A 16,511-nucleotide genomic window follows, 5' to 3' on the forward strand; every position below is an offset into this window, starting at 1 on the left:
AACTTCGAAGTTAGAAATGGATAAGAGGATCAACTCGATATTGGACAACAAGTGGTGGCAGGAACTCGCGATTTTCGGGTTCATGCTCACGATCCATCTGCTCAAGAACGATTGGATCGAATATGCGTCGGGCGAATCGGTTGCGGCCGCGCTCTCGTATTTCGTGATGTTGTACGCGCATGCCCAGATCAACCGTTTCTTCGTATTGCCGATATTCTTGAAGCAGCAAAAACCGTTGCTGTACATTGGTTTTAGTCTGATTCTGATACTGCTTTTCACGTTTGTGATTTATGAAGTCGCCGAGAATTTCCTTCCAAAGCTCGACAATTATCCGTGTTACAGGCGCGGAACCGTATACCAAATGGCGTCGCTTACCGGAACCTTGATCTTGTATTTGGGCCCGACGGTAATGCTCAAATTATACCGCGAGCAAAAACGCCAACAGGACGCGTCGATGTTGTTCAACCAAATGCAATTGAAGGCGCTCAGGAGCCAACTCAACCCGCACTTTTTGTTCAATACGTTCAATACTTTATATGGAATCAGCCTTCAATATCCGGAACGCACGAGCGATTTGATCATGAAAATGTCGCAATTACTTCGGTACCAGATCGAAAGCGACCAACGCCAATATGTGACGCTCGAAGAAGAAATCGAATTCATCACGAGTTACATCGAATTGGAACGCGAACGTCTCGGATATCGCTGCGACATCAAGTTCGAATACAACACCGACAACGAGAACGGCTACAAGATTTCCCCGATGTTGCTCATAAACTTCATCGAAAACGCGTTCAAACACGGAACGGGAACGGTTGAAAGCTGTTTCGTGCATTTGTCGATTTCAATCACCGACGGCTTGATGGATTTCACGCTCGAGAATTCGATTCCTGAAAAGAAGAACAAGGTCGTCTCGACCAAAATCGGGCTTAAGAATACGACCGAACGATTGCAATTGCTTTACGGCGACCAACACGAACTCTCGTGTGCCGACAACGATGGCAAGTTCGAAGTCAGGCTCAAACTCCAACTCAAGAAAATCGCTTCATGCCAGCCGTGCGCCGTTGTTTGATCGTCGATGACGAGCCCGCGGCGCATTACGTACTCGAAAAATACATCGCCGACCACGACAAGCTCGAACTCGCGCACCAATGTTACAACGGCTATGAGGCGGCCGAATATTTGCGCGAAAATTCGGTTGATTTGATGTTTCTCGATATCGACATGCCTGAAATCACGGGTTTGGAATTGCTCAAACAACTCGACAATCCGCCGAAGACGATCCTGACCACGGCCTATTCCGAATTTGCGCTTGAAAGTTATTATTACGGCGTGATCGATTATTTGCTCAAGCCGATTTTCCATCCGAGGTTCGAACGCGCAATTGCGAGATTTTTCGAGATGTTCCCGAAGCCGATCATTGGCAGCAACCGTACGCATATCTCGGTAAAAGTCGACAGCAGTTTCATCGACATCGCGCTCGACGACTTGCTGTACGCACAGAGTTTCGGCAATTACGTGAAGATTTTTACGCCTCAAAAAACGTGGCTCGCCTCGATGACAACGAATGAACTCGAAGGCAGTTTGCCGTCGGACAAATTCATGCGCGTGCACAAATCCTACATCATTTCAACCCAAAACATCGAATCGCACGACCGCGAAACGGTTACGGTGAACGGTGAGAAAATCCCGGTTGGAATCACGTATCGTCGGGAATTGAGTGAAAGATTGCGTTGATTCGAAAACTCGAGAAACAATGAAATGACAACGTATTTCGAGGAAATTCCCAACTGCAATCTTATCCGAATTGAAAAAAGCTTGTCATCTCAACCCAAACCTTCAAATCAACGCATCAACTATTTACCGACAGTTCTCCAAACACAACACATTAAACACTTTCACCTCGTCCTTCACGCGCTCGAATTTCTTATCGTGGACGAAAATCATCACTTCAAGCGTTCCTTTCCCCACGGTTCCATTTAAGATGTGGCCGCCGTAAGCCGCGAACGTCTTGTCAGTAACCACGCCGTGCGCGTGAATCGAGACTTTGCCTTTTTGCCAAGCGATCGTACCTTGCATGGCCGCGAGTTCGACGTCTTTGAACTCTTTGGGTTCATATTCTTTGGTGTCGAAATTAAAGTAGCCGAATTTCATGTTCACGAATCCCATTCCCGTGAAATTCGCCGACGGTATGTTTTCAGACATCGCAAATTCCTCCAGTTTCTTCAAAATATCATCGCCTTGTTCCAGCACCATGAGATAGCCTTCAGGAACTTTCACGTATTGCTTTTTGGTTTGGGCCGAAGCCGAAAATAACCCCATGATCAAGAATATTGAGTAAATGGTCTTCATAAATCATCTTTTACGACAAGTTACCGATTAAAGTTCCTTCGCGCTGTTAACCAAAAGCCAATTGCCGCAGACTTTGCAAAATCGCGCGCAAATGGTATAAGAGAAGTTCAATTTGCCGATGTTAACTTTATCCGAACCTAAAATAACAACTATGAAAATCAAGATCCTAACCTTCGCCCTGGCCGTACTCACGCTACAATCGTGCAAAGAACCGAGCGAAAATACCGACGCGTCACAAGCTTCGGCTGAAGAAACCACCGATGTGAAAGCACAGATCCAAGAGCTCGAAAACGCCTACGCCGATGCGGTAAACGCCAACAACCCGGCCGAAATCATGAAATATTACGCGAACGACGCCGTGAGTTACAACGCCGACGGTCCGCCATTGGAAGGTAAAAACGCGATTAGAAGCGACATCAGGAAATCCTCGACGCCGTTCCCGAAAACCGCCAAAATCCATTTTACGGTGCAGGAAGTCTTGCCGTCGTCAGATTTGGATCAGGTTGTCGAATTGGGCCGATATGAGATCAAGGACGAAGCCGGGATCGCATTCGGAAGCGGGAATTACTTCTCTCTTTTCCAAAAACGCGACGGGAAATATGTCTGCATCCGCGACATGCAAACGCCCGATTCGCCGAACCGCAAACCGTAACTGTTAATATTATTGTTCACAACCTACACGAACGTCTGATTTTCAGGCGTTTTTTGTTGTCGTAAATTAGCCGAAACAAAAACGAAAGGTTATGAAGTTTAGAACTTTACTTTTGTCTGCGCCGGCAATGATGTTGCTCGCGTGCGAAAAACCAATTGAACGCTCTGAACTCGGCGAAAGTGAAATCAGCGAGATAAAGACTGAAATCCAGGAAATCGAAGACCGATACGCTATCGCCGTAAACTCCAAAAACGTCGATTCGATCATGACGTATTACGCCGACGACGCCATAAGTTATGACAGCAACGCCAAGCCTTTGCACGGAAAAGAGGAAATTCGCGAAAGCATGGAAGATTTGGCGAAGGGTTTTCCGAAACGCGCCGGAATCAAATATACGATCACCGAAATCATACCTTCAAGCGACGGACAACAAGTAATTGAGATCGGACATTATAAGATTTCGGATCCGAAAGGAATCAATTACGGAACCGGAAATTTCTTCTCCATTTTCCATAAGCGCAACGGAAAATACGTGTGCATTCGAGATATGCAGACGCCTGATGACAACAAGTGATTTGAGCGTTGAAGTGCTAAAGTGTTGAATTGCTTAAGTTTACAGATTTTCTGGGATTGCGAATTCTTCATTGTTTCCCCAACCACAATATCGTGTTCAGGATCACGGCGTTTTGGTTCGCATTTCCGAAAGTTTTTGACAACGTAGCGTTCGTTCCGCCTTCATAAACCATATCGTTATGGCCCATATTACAGTAGGCCATCTTGAACTTTTTGTTGGTCCAAAAAACCGGATAGTAACCTTCGTTCCATATCTCATGCGGTTTCGGGCCGGTTCCGAGCGGAAAACTCTTAGGGTCGATCGAAAGCAGGATCTCGATATCGGGGTTCAGGCGCAGATCTTTTTCCCATCGATACCATTCGTTAGGCTGGGAATTGAAGATCGACGCGACGCCTTTCATTGTGGGATGCGATTTGCTTTCGACTTTCAATACGGCCGACGTCGGGCGCCAAGTGTTGCTCACGTATTGTCCGCAGCCCAAAAAATCATTGTTGTACCAGAGCCAGTCGTTCAGGATTGCCGAACCGTCGAGCGCAAACGCCGAGAAATGGAATCCCAGGAAACCGCCTCCGTTGTTCATGTAATTCTCAAACGCCAATCGTTGTTCAGGCAACTCGGGACGCGTATCGAGAAATAGGACGACCTTGTAGTTTTTGAGGTTCTCGGTGTTGAGCTTGCTCCAATCGGAAGTCGCTTCGTACGAAAAGTTCGATGCTCTCGCCACGGCCGGAAACCAAATGTTCGCTTCGTCGACAAAACTCACATGAGCCGCGTCATTCTTGGCCGTATAAAACGCGAGCACCTTAAAAAGCGGCTGTTGGGCGACCGAAATGATTGGAAAAACCAGAAAGAAAACGAATTTTTTCATGAGGCAGGATTTACCTAAAGATACAAAACCGATTCGGTTATGCCGGATCAAAGATCATTTTCGTCGGGCGTTTCAATCCTGTTTTGTTTTAGGATCAGGTTTTCGAGCGTTTTTATTTCGGTTCCGCGTCGGCGTAGAAAGCCGGTATTTTTGGTCACGAATCGATCAAAGACACCATCGCTGATCTTCGATGTGAACAAGAAATTCACCGTGTCTTTTGAAAGTGTCACGAACGTGATAAAAAAACCTTCTTCCGACCACCAACCGGTAAAAAAAGTGGTTGCGATCGCTTTCAATTTCTCGATGCTGCCGCAGCTTCTGCACAGTATTTTCTCTTTTCGGACGTGATTGCACGAGATCAGATACGAATAAATGTAATTGATCTCGAAACCAAATAATTTGTCTTTCGCACTGTCGCATCTCGGGCAACGCAGATTTCGGATTCTATTGATCAGCGATGAACGTTCAGCGCCTTCGAATTTGTTCGATTCGGTATCGACCCATTTAACCAAACCCGAATCGAGGCCACGACTTTCAATTTCTTGCTTGAGCACCAAAACCGCTTCCTTTCGAAGGTTTTTCGATTTGTGCCTCGCGAAATCGACGAGTTCCCCGTTCGACAGGTTTTGATAGGTTTTTTTGAAATCCGATGAATCGTACATGTGACAAACGTACGAAAAAGTGTTTTGCGTAACGTAGATTGCCGCATCGCTTCGGTGCAAAAAAAAAGCCTCTTCCGTTTCCAGAAGAGGCTTTCAAATAAAACTAACAAAATTTATCTCTTGATCACACGAAGCGTTTTCACGAATTCTCCTTGCGTCACGATGACGTTGTAAACACCTGAAGGGAAACGTACCCCGAATTGTTGTACCTCGATCGCATCGACCGCGAAGTCGCTGTTCTCAAGAAGTTTTCCAACCATGTCGTACACTTTCACGTTGATGCGTTCATCGCTTGGCGTGTCCATGTCGAGCGCGAAACCTTCGGCGTATGGATTCGGATAAGCAACCGCACGGAATGCGATGCTTGGCCCTGTTTCCTCTTCGAACATTCCACGAGTCGCTCCCGGAGCCGTAAGCAATTCAGCTTCCCCGAAAGGAGACCAGACACCCGATGTCATCACGGCAACGCGAGCTGCGTATTGCGCGCCCGGAATATATCCCGGAACATTGCTGAAACTGAAGTAATGCGACGTACGGTCCACGATTATCGTCGTGAACGGCGCAACTGCGAGAGTCAGCTCGAAACGATACGATGTCGCACGATTCATACTTACGGTATTGAACAACATCGTCGGTGTAGTAGCTGTTCCCGGATTCACGATAGACGGAACGGCCGGCGTCGAAACCGTACACGGCGCTCCGTAGCCTGAATAAGTCGTGCTGCTTCCCGTTTTGACCGCCACTTCAATCGTGTACGTCGTACCGTAAACATAGGTGCTCAACATAGTTAACGAGAACCAATGCGTGACGCGGTCAAGCGTTTGTATCTGGTTTGGCGCTGACGCATCGGTAACATTGGTGATGCGGAAACGATATCCTGTAACGCCTTGCAAACTTGTCGTCGCGATAAGCGTCGCGATGCTCGGCAACGTAATGCCACACTGGGACGGCGTTACTGAAGCTGCTCCACCCGCGTCCAAAATGGCCGGCGTTGAAACCAGACACGATGGCCCGTAATAATTAAGCCAGATTCCGTTGCGACGAAGCATTACTGAAATCGAATACGTCGTAGCATAATCGTAAGTTGTAAGGGCTGTCAACTGGAAGTTCGGTGCTGTGCGATCGATGACCTGAACCGCATTCGTAGTCGTATTTACGACCCTGAAACGATATCCGTCGACAGGTGCTCCGAAACTTACGGCTCCAATCAAAGAATTGATCGTGGCAAGCGTGGTTCCGCATTGCGAAGCCAATACCTGAGAGAACAATTGGCTTCCTTCGTCGATCGTTCCGTCGCAGTCGTCATCGACTCCGTTGAACGCAACTTCGGTCGCACCCGGATTCACGGCTGCAACGGCATCGTTACAATCGCCTCCTACAGCGGCATAAAGCGCCGGTTCGGTACATGCCTGGATTGTCGGCAATGAGGAATCTCCATAGTTGTCATTATCGGCATCGACATACCAAGTCGTCGCCTGATTCACCGTCACGGTAGTCGTCGCGGTTCTCACACATGACGAAGCGTTTGTAGCGGTAACCGTATAAACCGTTGTGTTCGCTGGTTTTGCGTAAACCGTATTCGCAGCCGTTCCCGTGTAAGGAACCGTACCTGCCGCGTCGGTAAACAAACCGGCGGTCGGCGACCATGTCAATGTCGGTAAAGTGCTGCACACGAATGAACGCGTCCTGGCCGTTTGTTGATTCGCACATGTCGCTATCTGCGTGTAGAATCTAACAGTCGCCGCGCCCGTCGTGTAATACGTCAATGGCGATGGTCCTGCAGCCAAAACTGTAGTTCCTGCTTGATTGCTTATCGTAACCAAATCACCGGCTCCGGTCGACGTAAATACGTATCGGCTATTTGCTGCCAGGCTTATAACCGAGTATTCGGCAGCCCAAGCATTTGCGGAAACCGTAGTTACCGAAGTACCGTCGCAAGCCGTAGCCGTTGTGGTTCCACTCGGGAATTGTCCGTTCGTCGCAAGCAAACAACCACCTGATACCGTCGGGTTCGTGTATAAACTCAATACGACAGGAGCGTCGGTAGAACAAATCGCAGCCGATGGAACTGAAATAGCTTCAGGCAACGGGTTCACCGTCAATGTAAACGTAGCCGTACTCGCGCATGACGAAGTTGAATTCGTAGCGGTCAATGTGTACGAACCGCTCGCCGAAGCTGAAAACGTAAATCCTGTAGCCGCCGTTCCCGTAACTCCTGTTGAAGGCGTCCAAGTGTAGCTGTCGTAATTCGCAACATCTGAAGTAAGTGTCACCAATGCCGTCGACGAACCACTACAGATCGTAGCCGAAGTCGCGCTCAACGAAAGCGCAGGCGGTGTGTTTACCGTTGCCACGACCGCAGTACGAGCCGATGAACAAGCCACCGAACCACCGAACGTCATGTTGAAACGATTGGTTGACAAGATTCCCGTCGGCAATGCACCTCCAACCGTAGTCGAATAGTTATACAAAACGGTATTTCCGGTAGTAGCGGTATAAACCGTTCTTGCGTTGTTGATATTGTCAATACCTGAATGTTGGATTTCGACAATTACACTCGAAACGCCGTCCCAATTGTAAGGTGTCGAGAAGTTGATCGTGTTTACACCGACTGCATGCGTATAACTTGCAACCGAGAAAACCTCAGTCAAACCTGCAACAAACGTAGTGTTCGTAAATGTCGTACCTGCAGCCGATCCCATTCTTACCTTGAAGTTCGAATTCGTAGCCGCATCTCCAATCGTATTGATATTGAATGCGACCGATGTAATATTACCCGCGCGAAGTCCCGCTGCGGTCAATTCGGCTGCGCTTACCAATAGTTGTGCGCGATACTCCGGACGTCGGTTACAAAAAGCCGTAAGTTCGTCGGTTGCTCCAGTTTGAGCAGTTCCCGTTCCTACAGTTCCAACTCCGTTCGCAATCGCCTCAGCAGCTACATAATAAGTCGTCGTATTCGATATCGACGGTGTGACGAATGAAGTTCCCGTTGCCAATGGCGCACCACCTGTGTTCGCTGCGTACCAAGCGGCAACGTTACCCGGAGCGACTTGCGCAGCGAGGTTCACTGTCCCGAAACCGCAACGGCTGCCTGGTGTAGTCCCGACTACCGATGGCGTATTTACCGTTACGTTGATAGTATTCGAATCAGCTGACTGACCCGAAGCGCTACATGTCAATCGCAAGAAATACGAGTTCGAAGCCGTCAATAAAGGCGTTGTATACGTAGCGTTCGTAGCTCCTGAAATCGCACCTTGTGCATTGTACCATTGCGTTGAAAGACCAACGACTCCCGCAGGAATTCCCGTGGCTGTCAATGTAACCGTTCCCGACGTACAAAGCGATGTCGCCGATGCCGTTGCAGTGGTTACGACTGGAGTTCCCGAACAAATAGGCGCGGCCAAAACCGTAAACGTGTAGTCTTCAGTTTCGCGACGACCAGTTGTATTGATACATGGATTCGAAGGACTCGCGATTTGGAAATCGACCACGACACGCATTCTCGTCGGACCCGTAAGTGCGTCGAAAGGCACCGTGAAGTTTCCTGAGAAAGTCGATCCGAAAGCAGCCGTCACATAAACACGCTCAGTCGTTTCAAAAGATCCGTTGTGATTCCAGTCGACCCAAACAGCGCCGCCGACTCCTGTTCCAACTCCGCCGAGGACAGTGTTGAATCCGATCGGCAAACCTTGCTGCTGCGTCACGTTGAAGTTCGTGAAGTTGCCATAGTTGCCCGACGAAATTCCGCCCGAAGGGTTATTGATATTTGTCGTTCCGCCGGTAGTCGTAAACGTTGAAATGAACGTGTTCACGTTTGTTCCCGATGGAATACAGTAATTGGTGATCGACAATTGTGCGCTGTTCGATTGTGTCGGACAACCCGCTGAGACGATTCTCGCACGATAATAATTCGCCGATCCGTCAACCACGGTTCCGGACGCAGTCACCGACAAGGTAGCCGATGTCGCACCCGAATACGTGACACCTGACGGACTTCCATTGATTACCGGAGAATAAGTTCCACCGGCTGACGTCGCGTATTCCCATTGATATGTAGGAGAAGCGGCATCGGTAGCAACGGTAAACGTCGCCGTCTGTCCTGACAACAAACTTGTCGCCACAGGCTGGTTCGTAATGTTCGGAGTCGTCAAACTCAATTGAGCCGACTGAGACGTCGCGTTGGCGCAAGATGCGAAACCTAAGGCGATCACTCTATAATAATATGTTCCCGATGCAGGAGTCGCAGCCGTAGTCGTAACATTCAGTTGCGCTGTAGTCGCTCCCGAATATGTAGCTCCAACCGGAACACCATTCGTCACATCGGCAAAAGAAGCATTGTTCGTGGAATATTGCCACTGATAGCTTGCAGCATTCGTGGCGCTAGCCTGGAATTGAGTGGATCCGCCTGAGAAGCAAACGCTTTGAGGCGCCGGATCATTCGAAACCACAGGAGGCGAATACACCAAAAGTTGTGCGCCGTTCGATAGCACCGGATTTCCGAATCCTACCACGCGAACCCTGAATTGCCAGCCTGAATTTGCGAGCGTCACGCCGCTAACGGTCAATTGGGCGCTGTCAGATCCGCTGAATACTACATTATCCGACGGACCGTCGGTAATTGGAAGCCACGTCGAAGTCTTGAAAACTTCCCATTCGTATGTATCGACTGTCCCCGAAGCTACAACCGTAAAAGTTGCGATTCCATTTCCTGTCGTACAAAGTGAGAATGCCTCAGGTTGCTCCTCGATCCCGGTATCACCAACCAACAAGTCGGCTCCGGCAGTTTCGATGTCGGCACATGGGCTTATTCCGAGAACGATCACACGGTACACGAATTCGTTTAATGTATCGGGCGTATCGATGATCGTAAGTGTCGCCGTAGTCGTACCTGAATAAAGCGCGCCATCGGCAATATCGTCGAAATTGTCGCCTCCGTCTTCAGATACTTGCCACTGGAATCCCGCAGCGTTCGTCGCCGTTACCGAGAACGTAGCATCGTCACCCGTAACAACCGTTTGGCTGGTCGGATTCGTAGATGTTGCCTGCGGATTTACTGTGATAGTTGTAGAAACGCTGGTCGAACATCCGTTGTCGGTAACCGTGTATAGAATTGTCGCGGTTCCGGCAGCAACCGCCGTGACGACACCACTTTCAGAAACGGTCGCGACCAATGGACTTCCAGAACTCCAAGCTCCTCCGGGCGACGCTGTGCTAAGTGCAAGCGAACCGCCAACGCACAATGCCGTGTCTCCACCGATTATCGGTGTAACCGTTGGATTGGCCGTGATGACAAGGTTTCCTGCGCTTGTTGCGGTTCCATTCGGTCCAGTCACGACAAAAGATCCCGCCGTGGATGATCCCGTCAGCGTTACCGTGATTGTCGTACTATTATTTACCGTGAACGGAGTGGCTGCTCCATTAAGCGTAACGCCTGTCACACCTGAGAGCTCGGTCCCGGAAAGTGTGACGACCGTACCGGCCAGGTTGTTGGAACAAACTGTCGAAGGCGAAAAACTTGTCACCGTCGGCGGAACGAATTCCAACGAATAATCGTCAAGCCCGAGCGAATACGAGCTAAAACTAGTCGTGTTCACACCGCGTGCGATGATATAGAAATTTCCTGAATTGTAAGACACAGGGATTTCGGCCGAATACTGATACCAACCGTCAGCTGTGACAGCTGGTGCGGCAGTATTCAAACGTCTCAAAATCATAAGTTGGGTCGCTCCCGTGATGGATGCCGACGTATTCACGAAGAAAGTCACGGCGTCAGCGCTTATGGCATTAGCCGAACGATAAAACCAAACACTTACGCGCGTTTTTGCCGTTGGAGAAGCAGATAGATTATAAACAGGACTTACCAAAAAGGATGTGTTGCCCGTATCACCGTTCCATGCCAAGCCCAAAAATCGAGTACCTGAATGAGGTGATGGAACTTCACTTGCGATGGTTGTCGTTGGTGCCCATCCGGCGCCTTCAGTATTTACAAGGCTCCAACAACTCGGCAAAGTCGCCGCATCGAACCCTTCAATATGTGGCAAAGTCGAAATCGGTACGCAAGTCGTAGCGAAAGCAACCGAACTCCATGTACTGAAGCCGCTGCCGCCACAATTTGATCTCACGTAAAACGTATAATTCGTTGCCGGAGACAATGTCGAAAAAGGCTGAGATACTACGCCAGCAGCTAAATTTCCGCTTGAAACGAGTCCGGTAGCTCCTGATCCGACAGTTCCCGAAGTACGTAACTCGTATTGGTATCCGCCAGTCGGCGCCGTCGCGGGAGCTACCCAAGAAAGATTTGCCGAAGAACTTGTGAGTGCAGAAGCGGCAACATTTCCAGGCGCACCGCATGCAGGAATTTGATACGTAAGTGAAACATCGTCGATTGCTCCATAGGCGTGTGGTGTAGCTGAATCCGCAAAAAAAGTAAAGATCAAGTTGGTTGTGGTTCCCGCCAAACTGTTGGGTAAGGTAACCGACTGTGTTGTGAATGTCGATACTGCCACAGTTGGGTAAGGCCCGAATTGAATCGCTCCGCCAGATGCTGTTCCACCAACAGGCGTAGCGGCCGACGTGGATACCGTAATATAATCGTAAAAGGTTGAAAAGCTATAATCCGCCGTTGCCTGCTTGTACTTAAATGAAAGCTGGATATTTACCGCTCCGGCCGGGACCGAAATAGATCGATACAAATGCACCGCCCTAGCCGCAGTGGCACTACCGACCGTTGTCGAGCTGTTACCGATAAAGGCCGCGCGGGTTCCCGTGTAACCGGCTTGTCCAGTTCCAATTTGCCACAGGCGGTTAAGGTTGTTGGCTTCATTAGCCACCGACCAGTTGTTGGCCGCAAAAGTCGCTCCGGTTTCAAATCCACCGTCTCCGGTCGGACTGATCAAAGTTTGAGCGCCGGCCGAAATTGTCAGCAACATCAAAACCAAAGTTAAATACAATTTGCCTGAAAGGCAATTTAGAAACGGCGGCTTGAGTTTCAAAGAACCCGAAACCACGCATGGGTCTGCGTAATTTTCTTTCATATAAAATTAAAAATTGAATTGTTGTTATGTTTAAATGTAAGAATTTCATCAAGCCTCAACTGTTAATTTTTCGGAATTATCTACTAAATCGTTAAAACACTAACTTTCATCGATTAACTGTTGCAGGATGTTCAAAGATTCGGCCCAATGTAAATAAGGTCCGCATTTTTTCGGTTTGTAAGAAAACCGTCGAATTCTTGACGATATCGCGTCTTTGCTAGCCAATAACGTAATGCTGCTCATTGAGACGTATCCAGTTCAAAAATTCGGTTATCTTTCTAAATTCTACAAATCGTATATTTGGAAAAAGGCATTTTCACGCATGGATCTAAAAATACGCTCGCGACTTTCGCTCATGATGTTCCTCGAATTTTTCATTTGGGGCGGATGGTTCGTCACCCTTGGAACATTTCTCGCAAACAACCTCAGCGCCAGCGGATCGCAAAGTGCCATGGTATTCGCAACCCAATCATGGGGCGCAATCATCGCTCCTTTCGTGATCGGTCTCATCGCCGACCGATATTTCAACGCCGAAAAAATACTGGGCGTACTGCATCTTTTGGGCGCGATTCTAATGTACAAGCTCAGCGTCGCGACCGATTTCGAGAGTTTCTATCCTTACGTCTTCGCGTACATGATCGCATACATGCCGACCTTGGCGCTCGTGAATTCGGTTTCATTCAACCAAATGAAAGATCCCGCTAAGGATTTCTCGACGATCCGCGTTTGGGGAACCATCGGATGGATTGCCGCCGGACTCGCGATCAGCTTCGCATTCCATTGGGATTCGGCCGAAAACATAAAGGCTGGATTTTTACAGAACACATTCTTAATGACTGCGATCGCTTCGGCACTACTCGGGGTTTTCAGTTTCACGTTGCCGGCGACGCCTCCAAGACCAGCGTCGTCCGAGAAAGCGTCGCTCACCGAAATCCTCGGCCTCGACGCATTGAAACTCTTGGGCAACAGGAATTTCCTGATGTTTTTTATCGCCTCGGTGCTCATCTGCATTCCGCTCGCGTTCTATTATCAAAATGCGAATCCGTTTTTTTCGGAAATTGGAATGGAAAATCCGACGGCAAAAATGACGATCGGCCAAGCGTCTGAAGTCGGGTTCATGCTCATGCTGCCGATCTTTTTCAAGCGCTTCGGATTCAAACTGACGCTCATCGCAGGAATGCTCGCCTGGTCGTTGCGATACATTTTATTCGCGTACGGAAACGCGGGCGAACAAACATATATGTTGCTCACGGGAATCGCGCTTCACGGCATTTGCTACGATTTCTTCTTCGTGTCGGGCCAAATATACACGAATTCGAAAGCGGGCGAAAAAAGCAAAAGTGCCGCGCAAGGTTTGATTACGCTCGCGACTTACGGCGTCGGGATGCTCATCGGATTTTGGATCGCCGGAATCATCACCGACCTGAATCGCTATTTTAAAACATCGATTAACGGCATAAAACACAACTGGGAAGCCATCTGGCTTTTCCCGGCCGCGTTCGCGTTCGTGGTCATGATCATTTTCGCACTCTTCTTCAAAAACGAGAAAATAGAATATAAAGCCTGATGAGAAAATTACGAATGGGAATGGTCGGCGGCGGGATCGGCTCTTTTATCGGAGACGTGCACCGAAAAGCGGCGATGTTGGACGGCCAAATCGAATTGGTTTGCGGCGCGTTCAGCAGTTCACACCAAAAATCCAAAGAGAGCGGCAAAGCCTTGTTCTTGCCCGACGACCGATGTTACGCAAGTTTCGAGGAAATGATCTTGTCTGAAAAACAACTTCCCGACGGAGAGCGCATGGATTTCATCTCGATCACAACACCGAATCACCTGCATTTCGCACCCGCAAAAATGGCGCTCGAAAACGGATTCCACGTCGTCTGCGACAAACCGATGACGCTTGACGAAGATGAAGCCAAAGAACTCATCGCGCTGGTTGAAAAAACCGGATTGCTGTTCGCATTGACGCATACGTACACAGGGTATCCGATGGTGCGACAGGCCAAAGCGATGGTTGCGAACGGTGACATCGGGAATATCCGAAAAGTCCAGGTGCATTATCTTCAAGGTTGGATGGCGACGGCGGTTGAGAATTCCGACAACAAACAGGCCGAATGGCGAACCGACCCATCGAAATCAGGAAAAGGCGGCGCACTCGGCGACATCGGAACCCATGCCGAAAACCTCACCGAGTTCATCACGGGATTGAAAATTTCTGAAATTGCGGCCGATCTTGGTCGCTTCGGGAAAGGTCGACAACTCGACGACGACGGAAACATCCTACTGCGCATGGAAAATGGCGCGAAGGGCACGATGTCATTCTCCCAGATCGCAACCGGAGAGGAAAACGATTTCTCGATCCGCGTCTATGGTGAAAAAGGCAGCCTCGAATGGCATCAGGAAACCCCGAACGAACTCATTACGCGCTGGCTCGACGAACCCAAAAAAATATTTACGGCGAACGGAAACGGTTTGTATCCCGAAGTTTCATCGATTTCGAGAATTCCGTCAGGACATCCCGAAGGTTATTTTGAAGCATTCGCGACGATTTACCGAAGTTTCGCGGAACATCTTTCGGCGATTGACGAAGGCCGAACAATCAAACCCGATTACCCGAGTGTTTACGACGGACTTCGAGGCTTGGAATTCATAAGCGCGGCCGTGGAAAGCGACAGCAAAAATTCGGCGTGGACAAAATTACAACGACATGAAAACGATTAAAGGACCCGCGATTTTTCTCGCGCAATTCATAGGAAACACAACGCCTTACAACTCGCTCGACGGTTTGTGCGAATGGGCCGCCGACTTGGGTTACAAAGGCATACAGATCCCGACGTCGGACAAATGGCTTTTCGACCTCGACAAAGCCGCCGACAGCCAGGACTATTGCGACGAAATCAAGGGAACGATAAACAGCTATGGATTGGAAATCACTGAATTGTCGACGCATTTACAAGGACAGCTCGTCGCGGTGAATCCGGCTTACGATGTCATGTTCGACAATTTCGCTCCCGATTCGGTCAAAAATAACCCGAAAGCGCGCACCGAATGGGCGATCGACGCGGTCAAAAAAGCGGGAACGGCTTCGCGAAAGCTTGGGATTTCGGCTCACGCGACATTTTCAGGCGCGTTATTATGGCATACGCTGTATCCATGGCCGCAACGCCCCGAAGGCTTGGTTGAGGCGGGTTTCGATGAACTCGCAAAACGTTGGCTTCCGATTCTGGATCATTTTGACGAGAACGGCGTCGATGTTTGTTTCGAAATCCATCCGGGCGAGGATTTGCACGACGGCGTCACGTTCGAACGCTTTTTAAAAGCCACGGGCAACCACAAACGCGTGAACATCTTGTACGATCCGAGTCATTTACTGTTGCAGCAACTCGATTACGCGGCGTTCATCGACCATTATCATTCCCGAATAAAAGCGTTCCACGTAAAAGATGCCGAATTCAACCCGACGGGAAAACAAGGCGTTTACGGCGGCTATTCCGACTGGATCGACCGCGCGGGGCGTTTCCGTTCTCCGGGCGACGGCCAGATCGACTTCAAAAAAATCTTCTCGAAATTTACACAATACGATTGCGATCTATGGGCCGTGATGGAATGGGAATGTTGCATCAAAAGCCCCGAACAGGGCGCTCGCGAAGGCGCTTCGTTCATTAAAAATCATATCATCGAGGCGACACAAAAGCAATTCGACGACTTTGCGGGCGGTGAAATCGACCGTGGCAAAATCAACAGGATTTTGGGCTTGGATTGAATCACCTGAAATTTCGGCCTTTGTAAAACACGCCTTCGATTTCAGATTTGTCATCGGCACGCGGAGACGAAGAAGCGAATATTTCCTGATCGTGATTCCTCGCCAAATTCTTGAGCAAGCCTGACATATTGTAGCATTTGTGCACGATAACGTGGACCACGCCTTTCTCGATCTGCAGTTTTCCTTCGACCATGAGCAGTCGCGCCTGTAGGATTTCCTTGCGATATTCCTGGAATACTTTTTCCCAGACCACGAGATTCGCGAATCCGCTTTCATCCTCGATCGTGATGAAAAGCACGCCTTTTGCCGTTCCGGGACGCTGGCGCACGGTGATCAAACCCGAAACCCTAATCAAATCCTTGTCTTTCATGCCCGACATTTTCGCGGTTTGCGTCACGTTCAGGCTGTCAAGCTGCTGGCGCACGAATTTCACGGGGTGCGCTTTCAACGACAAGCCGGTCGTCGCATAATCTTCGACGACGTGGGCGGCATCGGTCAAAAACGGCAATTCCAACTGAGGTTCTGAAACGCTCGCCGACGGCTGACCTTCAAACATCCCGATCGGAACGTCGGATAAAGCCGAAACTTCCCAAAGTGCCTGCC

The 16,511-nt window shown here is 49.3% G+C and carries 12 protein-coding genes; 7 read left to right on the forward strand and 5 right to left on the reverse strand.

What is annotated here, in order from left to right:
* The first annotated feature begins 16 nt into the window (after nucleotides 1-16).
* Together EOO50_RS14185 and EOO50_RS14190 are read left to right on the forward strand one after the other, a co-directional pair.
* A complete protein-coding gene (locus EOO50_RS14185; RefSeq protein ID WP_290840940.1) occupies nucleotides 17-1,072 on the forward strand; it encodes a histidine kinase in 1,056 nt (351 codons plus the stop codon).
* A complete protein-coding gene (locus EOO50_RS14190; protein ID WP_290840941.1) occupies nucleotides 1,048-1,737 on the forward strand; it encodes a LytTR family DNA-binding domain-containing protein in 690 nt (229 codons plus the stop codon). The genes EOO50_RS14185 and EOO50_RS14190 overlap by 25 nt, the downstream gene beginning before the upstream one ends.
* A gap of 123 nt (nucleotides 1,738-1,860) precedes the next feature.
* Here the strand turns inward: EOO50_RS14190 and EOO50_RS14195 are convergent, their stop codons facing one another.
* On the reverse strand, nucleotides 1,861-2,352 hold the full coding sequence (locus tag EOO50_RS14195) for a PPC domain-containing DNA-binding protein (RefSeq protein WP_290840942.1): 492 nt from the start codon (nucleotides 2,350-2,352) through the stop codon (nucleotides 1,861-1,863).
* A gap of 151 nt (nucleotides 2,353-2,503) precedes the next feature.
* Between EOO50_RS14195 and EOO50_RS14200 the strand changes: the two genes are divergently transcribed.
* Complete coding sequence (locus EOO50_RS14200) at nucleotides 2,504-3,004, forward strand: nuclear transport factor 2 family protein (protein WP_290840943.1); 501 nt, start codon at nucleotides 2,504-2,506, stop codon at nucleotides 3,002-3,004.
* A 91-nt stretch (nucleotides 3,005-3,095) separates the two neighbouring features.
* Complete coding sequence (locus EOO50_RS14205; protein WP_290840944.1) at nucleotides 3,096-3,578, forward strand: nuclear transport factor 2 family protein; 483 nt, start codon at nucleotides 3,096-3,098, stop codon at nucleotides 3,576-3,578.
* Between the two features lie 67 nt (nucleotides 3,579-3,645).
* Here EOO50_RS14205 and EOO50_RS14210 read toward each other — a convergent pair whose 3' ends face one another.
* From EOO50_RS14210 to EOO50_RS14220, 3 genes are all read right to left on the reverse strand, one after another.
* Entirely contained in the window at nucleotides 3,646-4,446 is an 801-nt protein-coding gene (locus tag EOO50_RS14210) for a ThuA domain-containing protein (RefSeq protein ID WP_290840945.1), read from the reverse strand.
* A gap of 47 nt (nucleotides 4,447-4,493) precedes the next feature.
* Nucleotides 4,494-5,108, reverse strand: coding sequence for a hypothetical protein (locus tag EOO50_RS14215; RefSeq protein WP_290840946.1), 615 nt, complete (start codon nucleotides 5,106-5,108; stop codon nucleotides 4,494-4,496).
* Between the two features lie 113 nt (nucleotides 5,109-5,221).
* A complete protein-coding gene (locus EOO50_RS14220; RefSeq protein ID WP_290840947.1) occupies nucleotides 5,222-12,142 on the reverse strand; it encodes a GEVED domain-containing protein in 6,921 nt (2,306 codons plus the stop codon).
* Nucleotides 12,143-12,464: 322 nt separating this feature from the next.
* On the opposite strand from EOO50_RS14220, the gene EOO50_RS14225 reads away from it, so the two are divergent.
* Genes EOO50_RS14225 through EOO50_RS14235 form a run of 3 tightly spaced genes read left to right on the forward strand, consistent with a single transcriptional unit; the run spans nucleotide 12,465 to nucleotide 15,908 of the window.
* On the forward strand, nucleotides 12,465-13,709 hold the full coding sequence (locus tag EOO50_RS14225; RefSeq protein WP_290840948.1) for a nucleoside permease: 1,245 nt from the start codon (nucleotides 12,465-12,467) through the stop codon (nucleotides 13,707-13,709).
* Nucleotides 13,709-14,866 carry a Gfo/Idh/MocA family oxidoreductase gene (locus tag EOO50_RS14230; RefSeq protein ID WP_290840949.1) on the forward strand — a complete coding sequence of 386 codons (1,158 nt, stop codon included), beginning with the start codon at nucleotides 13,709-13,711 and terminating at the stop codon, nucleotides 14,864-14,866. The genes EOO50_RS14225 and EOO50_RS14230 overlap by 1 nt, the downstream gene beginning before the upstream one ends.
* Nucleotides 14,853-15,908, forward strand: coding sequence for a sugar phosphate isomerase/epimerase (locus EOO50_RS14235; protein WP_290840950.1), 1,056 nt, complete (start codon nucleotides 14,853-14,855; stop codon nucleotides 15,906-15,908). The genes EOO50_RS14230 and EOO50_RS14235 overlap by 14 nt, the downstream gene beginning before the upstream one ends.
* Nucleotide 15,909: 1 nt before the next feature.
* On the opposite strand, the gene EOO50_RS14240 is transcribed toward EOO50_RS14235, so the two are convergent.
* Nucleotides 15,910-16,511: OB-fold nucleic acid binding domain-containing protein (locus EOO50_RS14240; protein ID WP_290840951.1), on the reverse strand; the 602-nt coding region annotated here is incomplete at its 5' end.

This window comes from Flavobacterium sp. (assembly GCF_004211145.1).
Lineage (GTDB): Bacteria > Bacteroidota > Bacteroidia > Flavobacteriales > Flavobacteriaceae > Flavobacterium.

Excerpts from the sequence above, each read along its gene's own strand:
- EOO50_RS14185 (WP_290840940.1), top strand. The coding sequence starts at position 17 with ATGGATAAGAGGATCAACTCGATATTGGACAACAAGTGGTGGCAGGAA.
- EOO50_RS14190 (WP_290840941.1), top strand. The coding sequence starts at position 1,048 with ATGCCAGCCGTGCGCCGTTGTTTGATCGTCGATGACGAGCCCGCGGCG.
- EOO50_RS14195 (WP_290840942.1), bottom strand. The coding sequence starts at position 2,352 with ATGAAGACCATTTACTCAATATTCTTGATCATGGGGTTATTTTCGGCT.
- EOO50_RS14200 (WP_290840943.1), top strand. The coding sequence starts at position 2,504 with ATGAAAATCAAGATCCTAACCTTCGCCCTGGCCGTACTCACGCTACAA.
- EOO50_RS14205 (WP_290840944.1), top strand. The coding sequence starts at position 3,096 with ATGAAGTTTAGAACTTTACTTTTGTCTGCGCCGGCAATGATGTTGCTC.
- EOO50_RS14210 (WP_290840945.1), bottom strand. The coding sequence starts at position 4,446 with ATGAAAAAATTCGTTTTCTTTCTGGTTTTTCCAATCATTTCGGTCGCC.
- EOO50_RS14215 (WP_290840946.1), bottom strand. The coding sequence starts at position 5,108 with ATGTACGATTCATCGGATTTCAAAAAAACCTATCAAAACCTGTCGAAC.
- EOO50_RS14220 (WP_290840947.1), bottom strand. The coding sequence starts at position 12,142 with ATGAAAGAAAATTACGCAGACCCATGCGTGGTTTCGGGTTCTTTGAAA.
- EOO50_RS14225 (WP_290840948.1), top strand. The coding sequence starts at position 12,465 with ATGGATCTAAAAATACGCTCGCGACTTTCGCTCATGATGTTCCTCGAA.
- EOO50_RS14230 (WP_290840949.1), top strand. The coding sequence starts at position 13,709 with ATGAGAAAATTACGAATGGGAATGGTCGGCGGCGGGATCGGCTCTTTT.
- EOO50_RS14235 (WP_290840950.1), top strand. The coding sequence starts at position 14,853 with ATGAAAACGATTAAAGGACCCGCGATTTTTCTCGCGCAATTCATAGGA.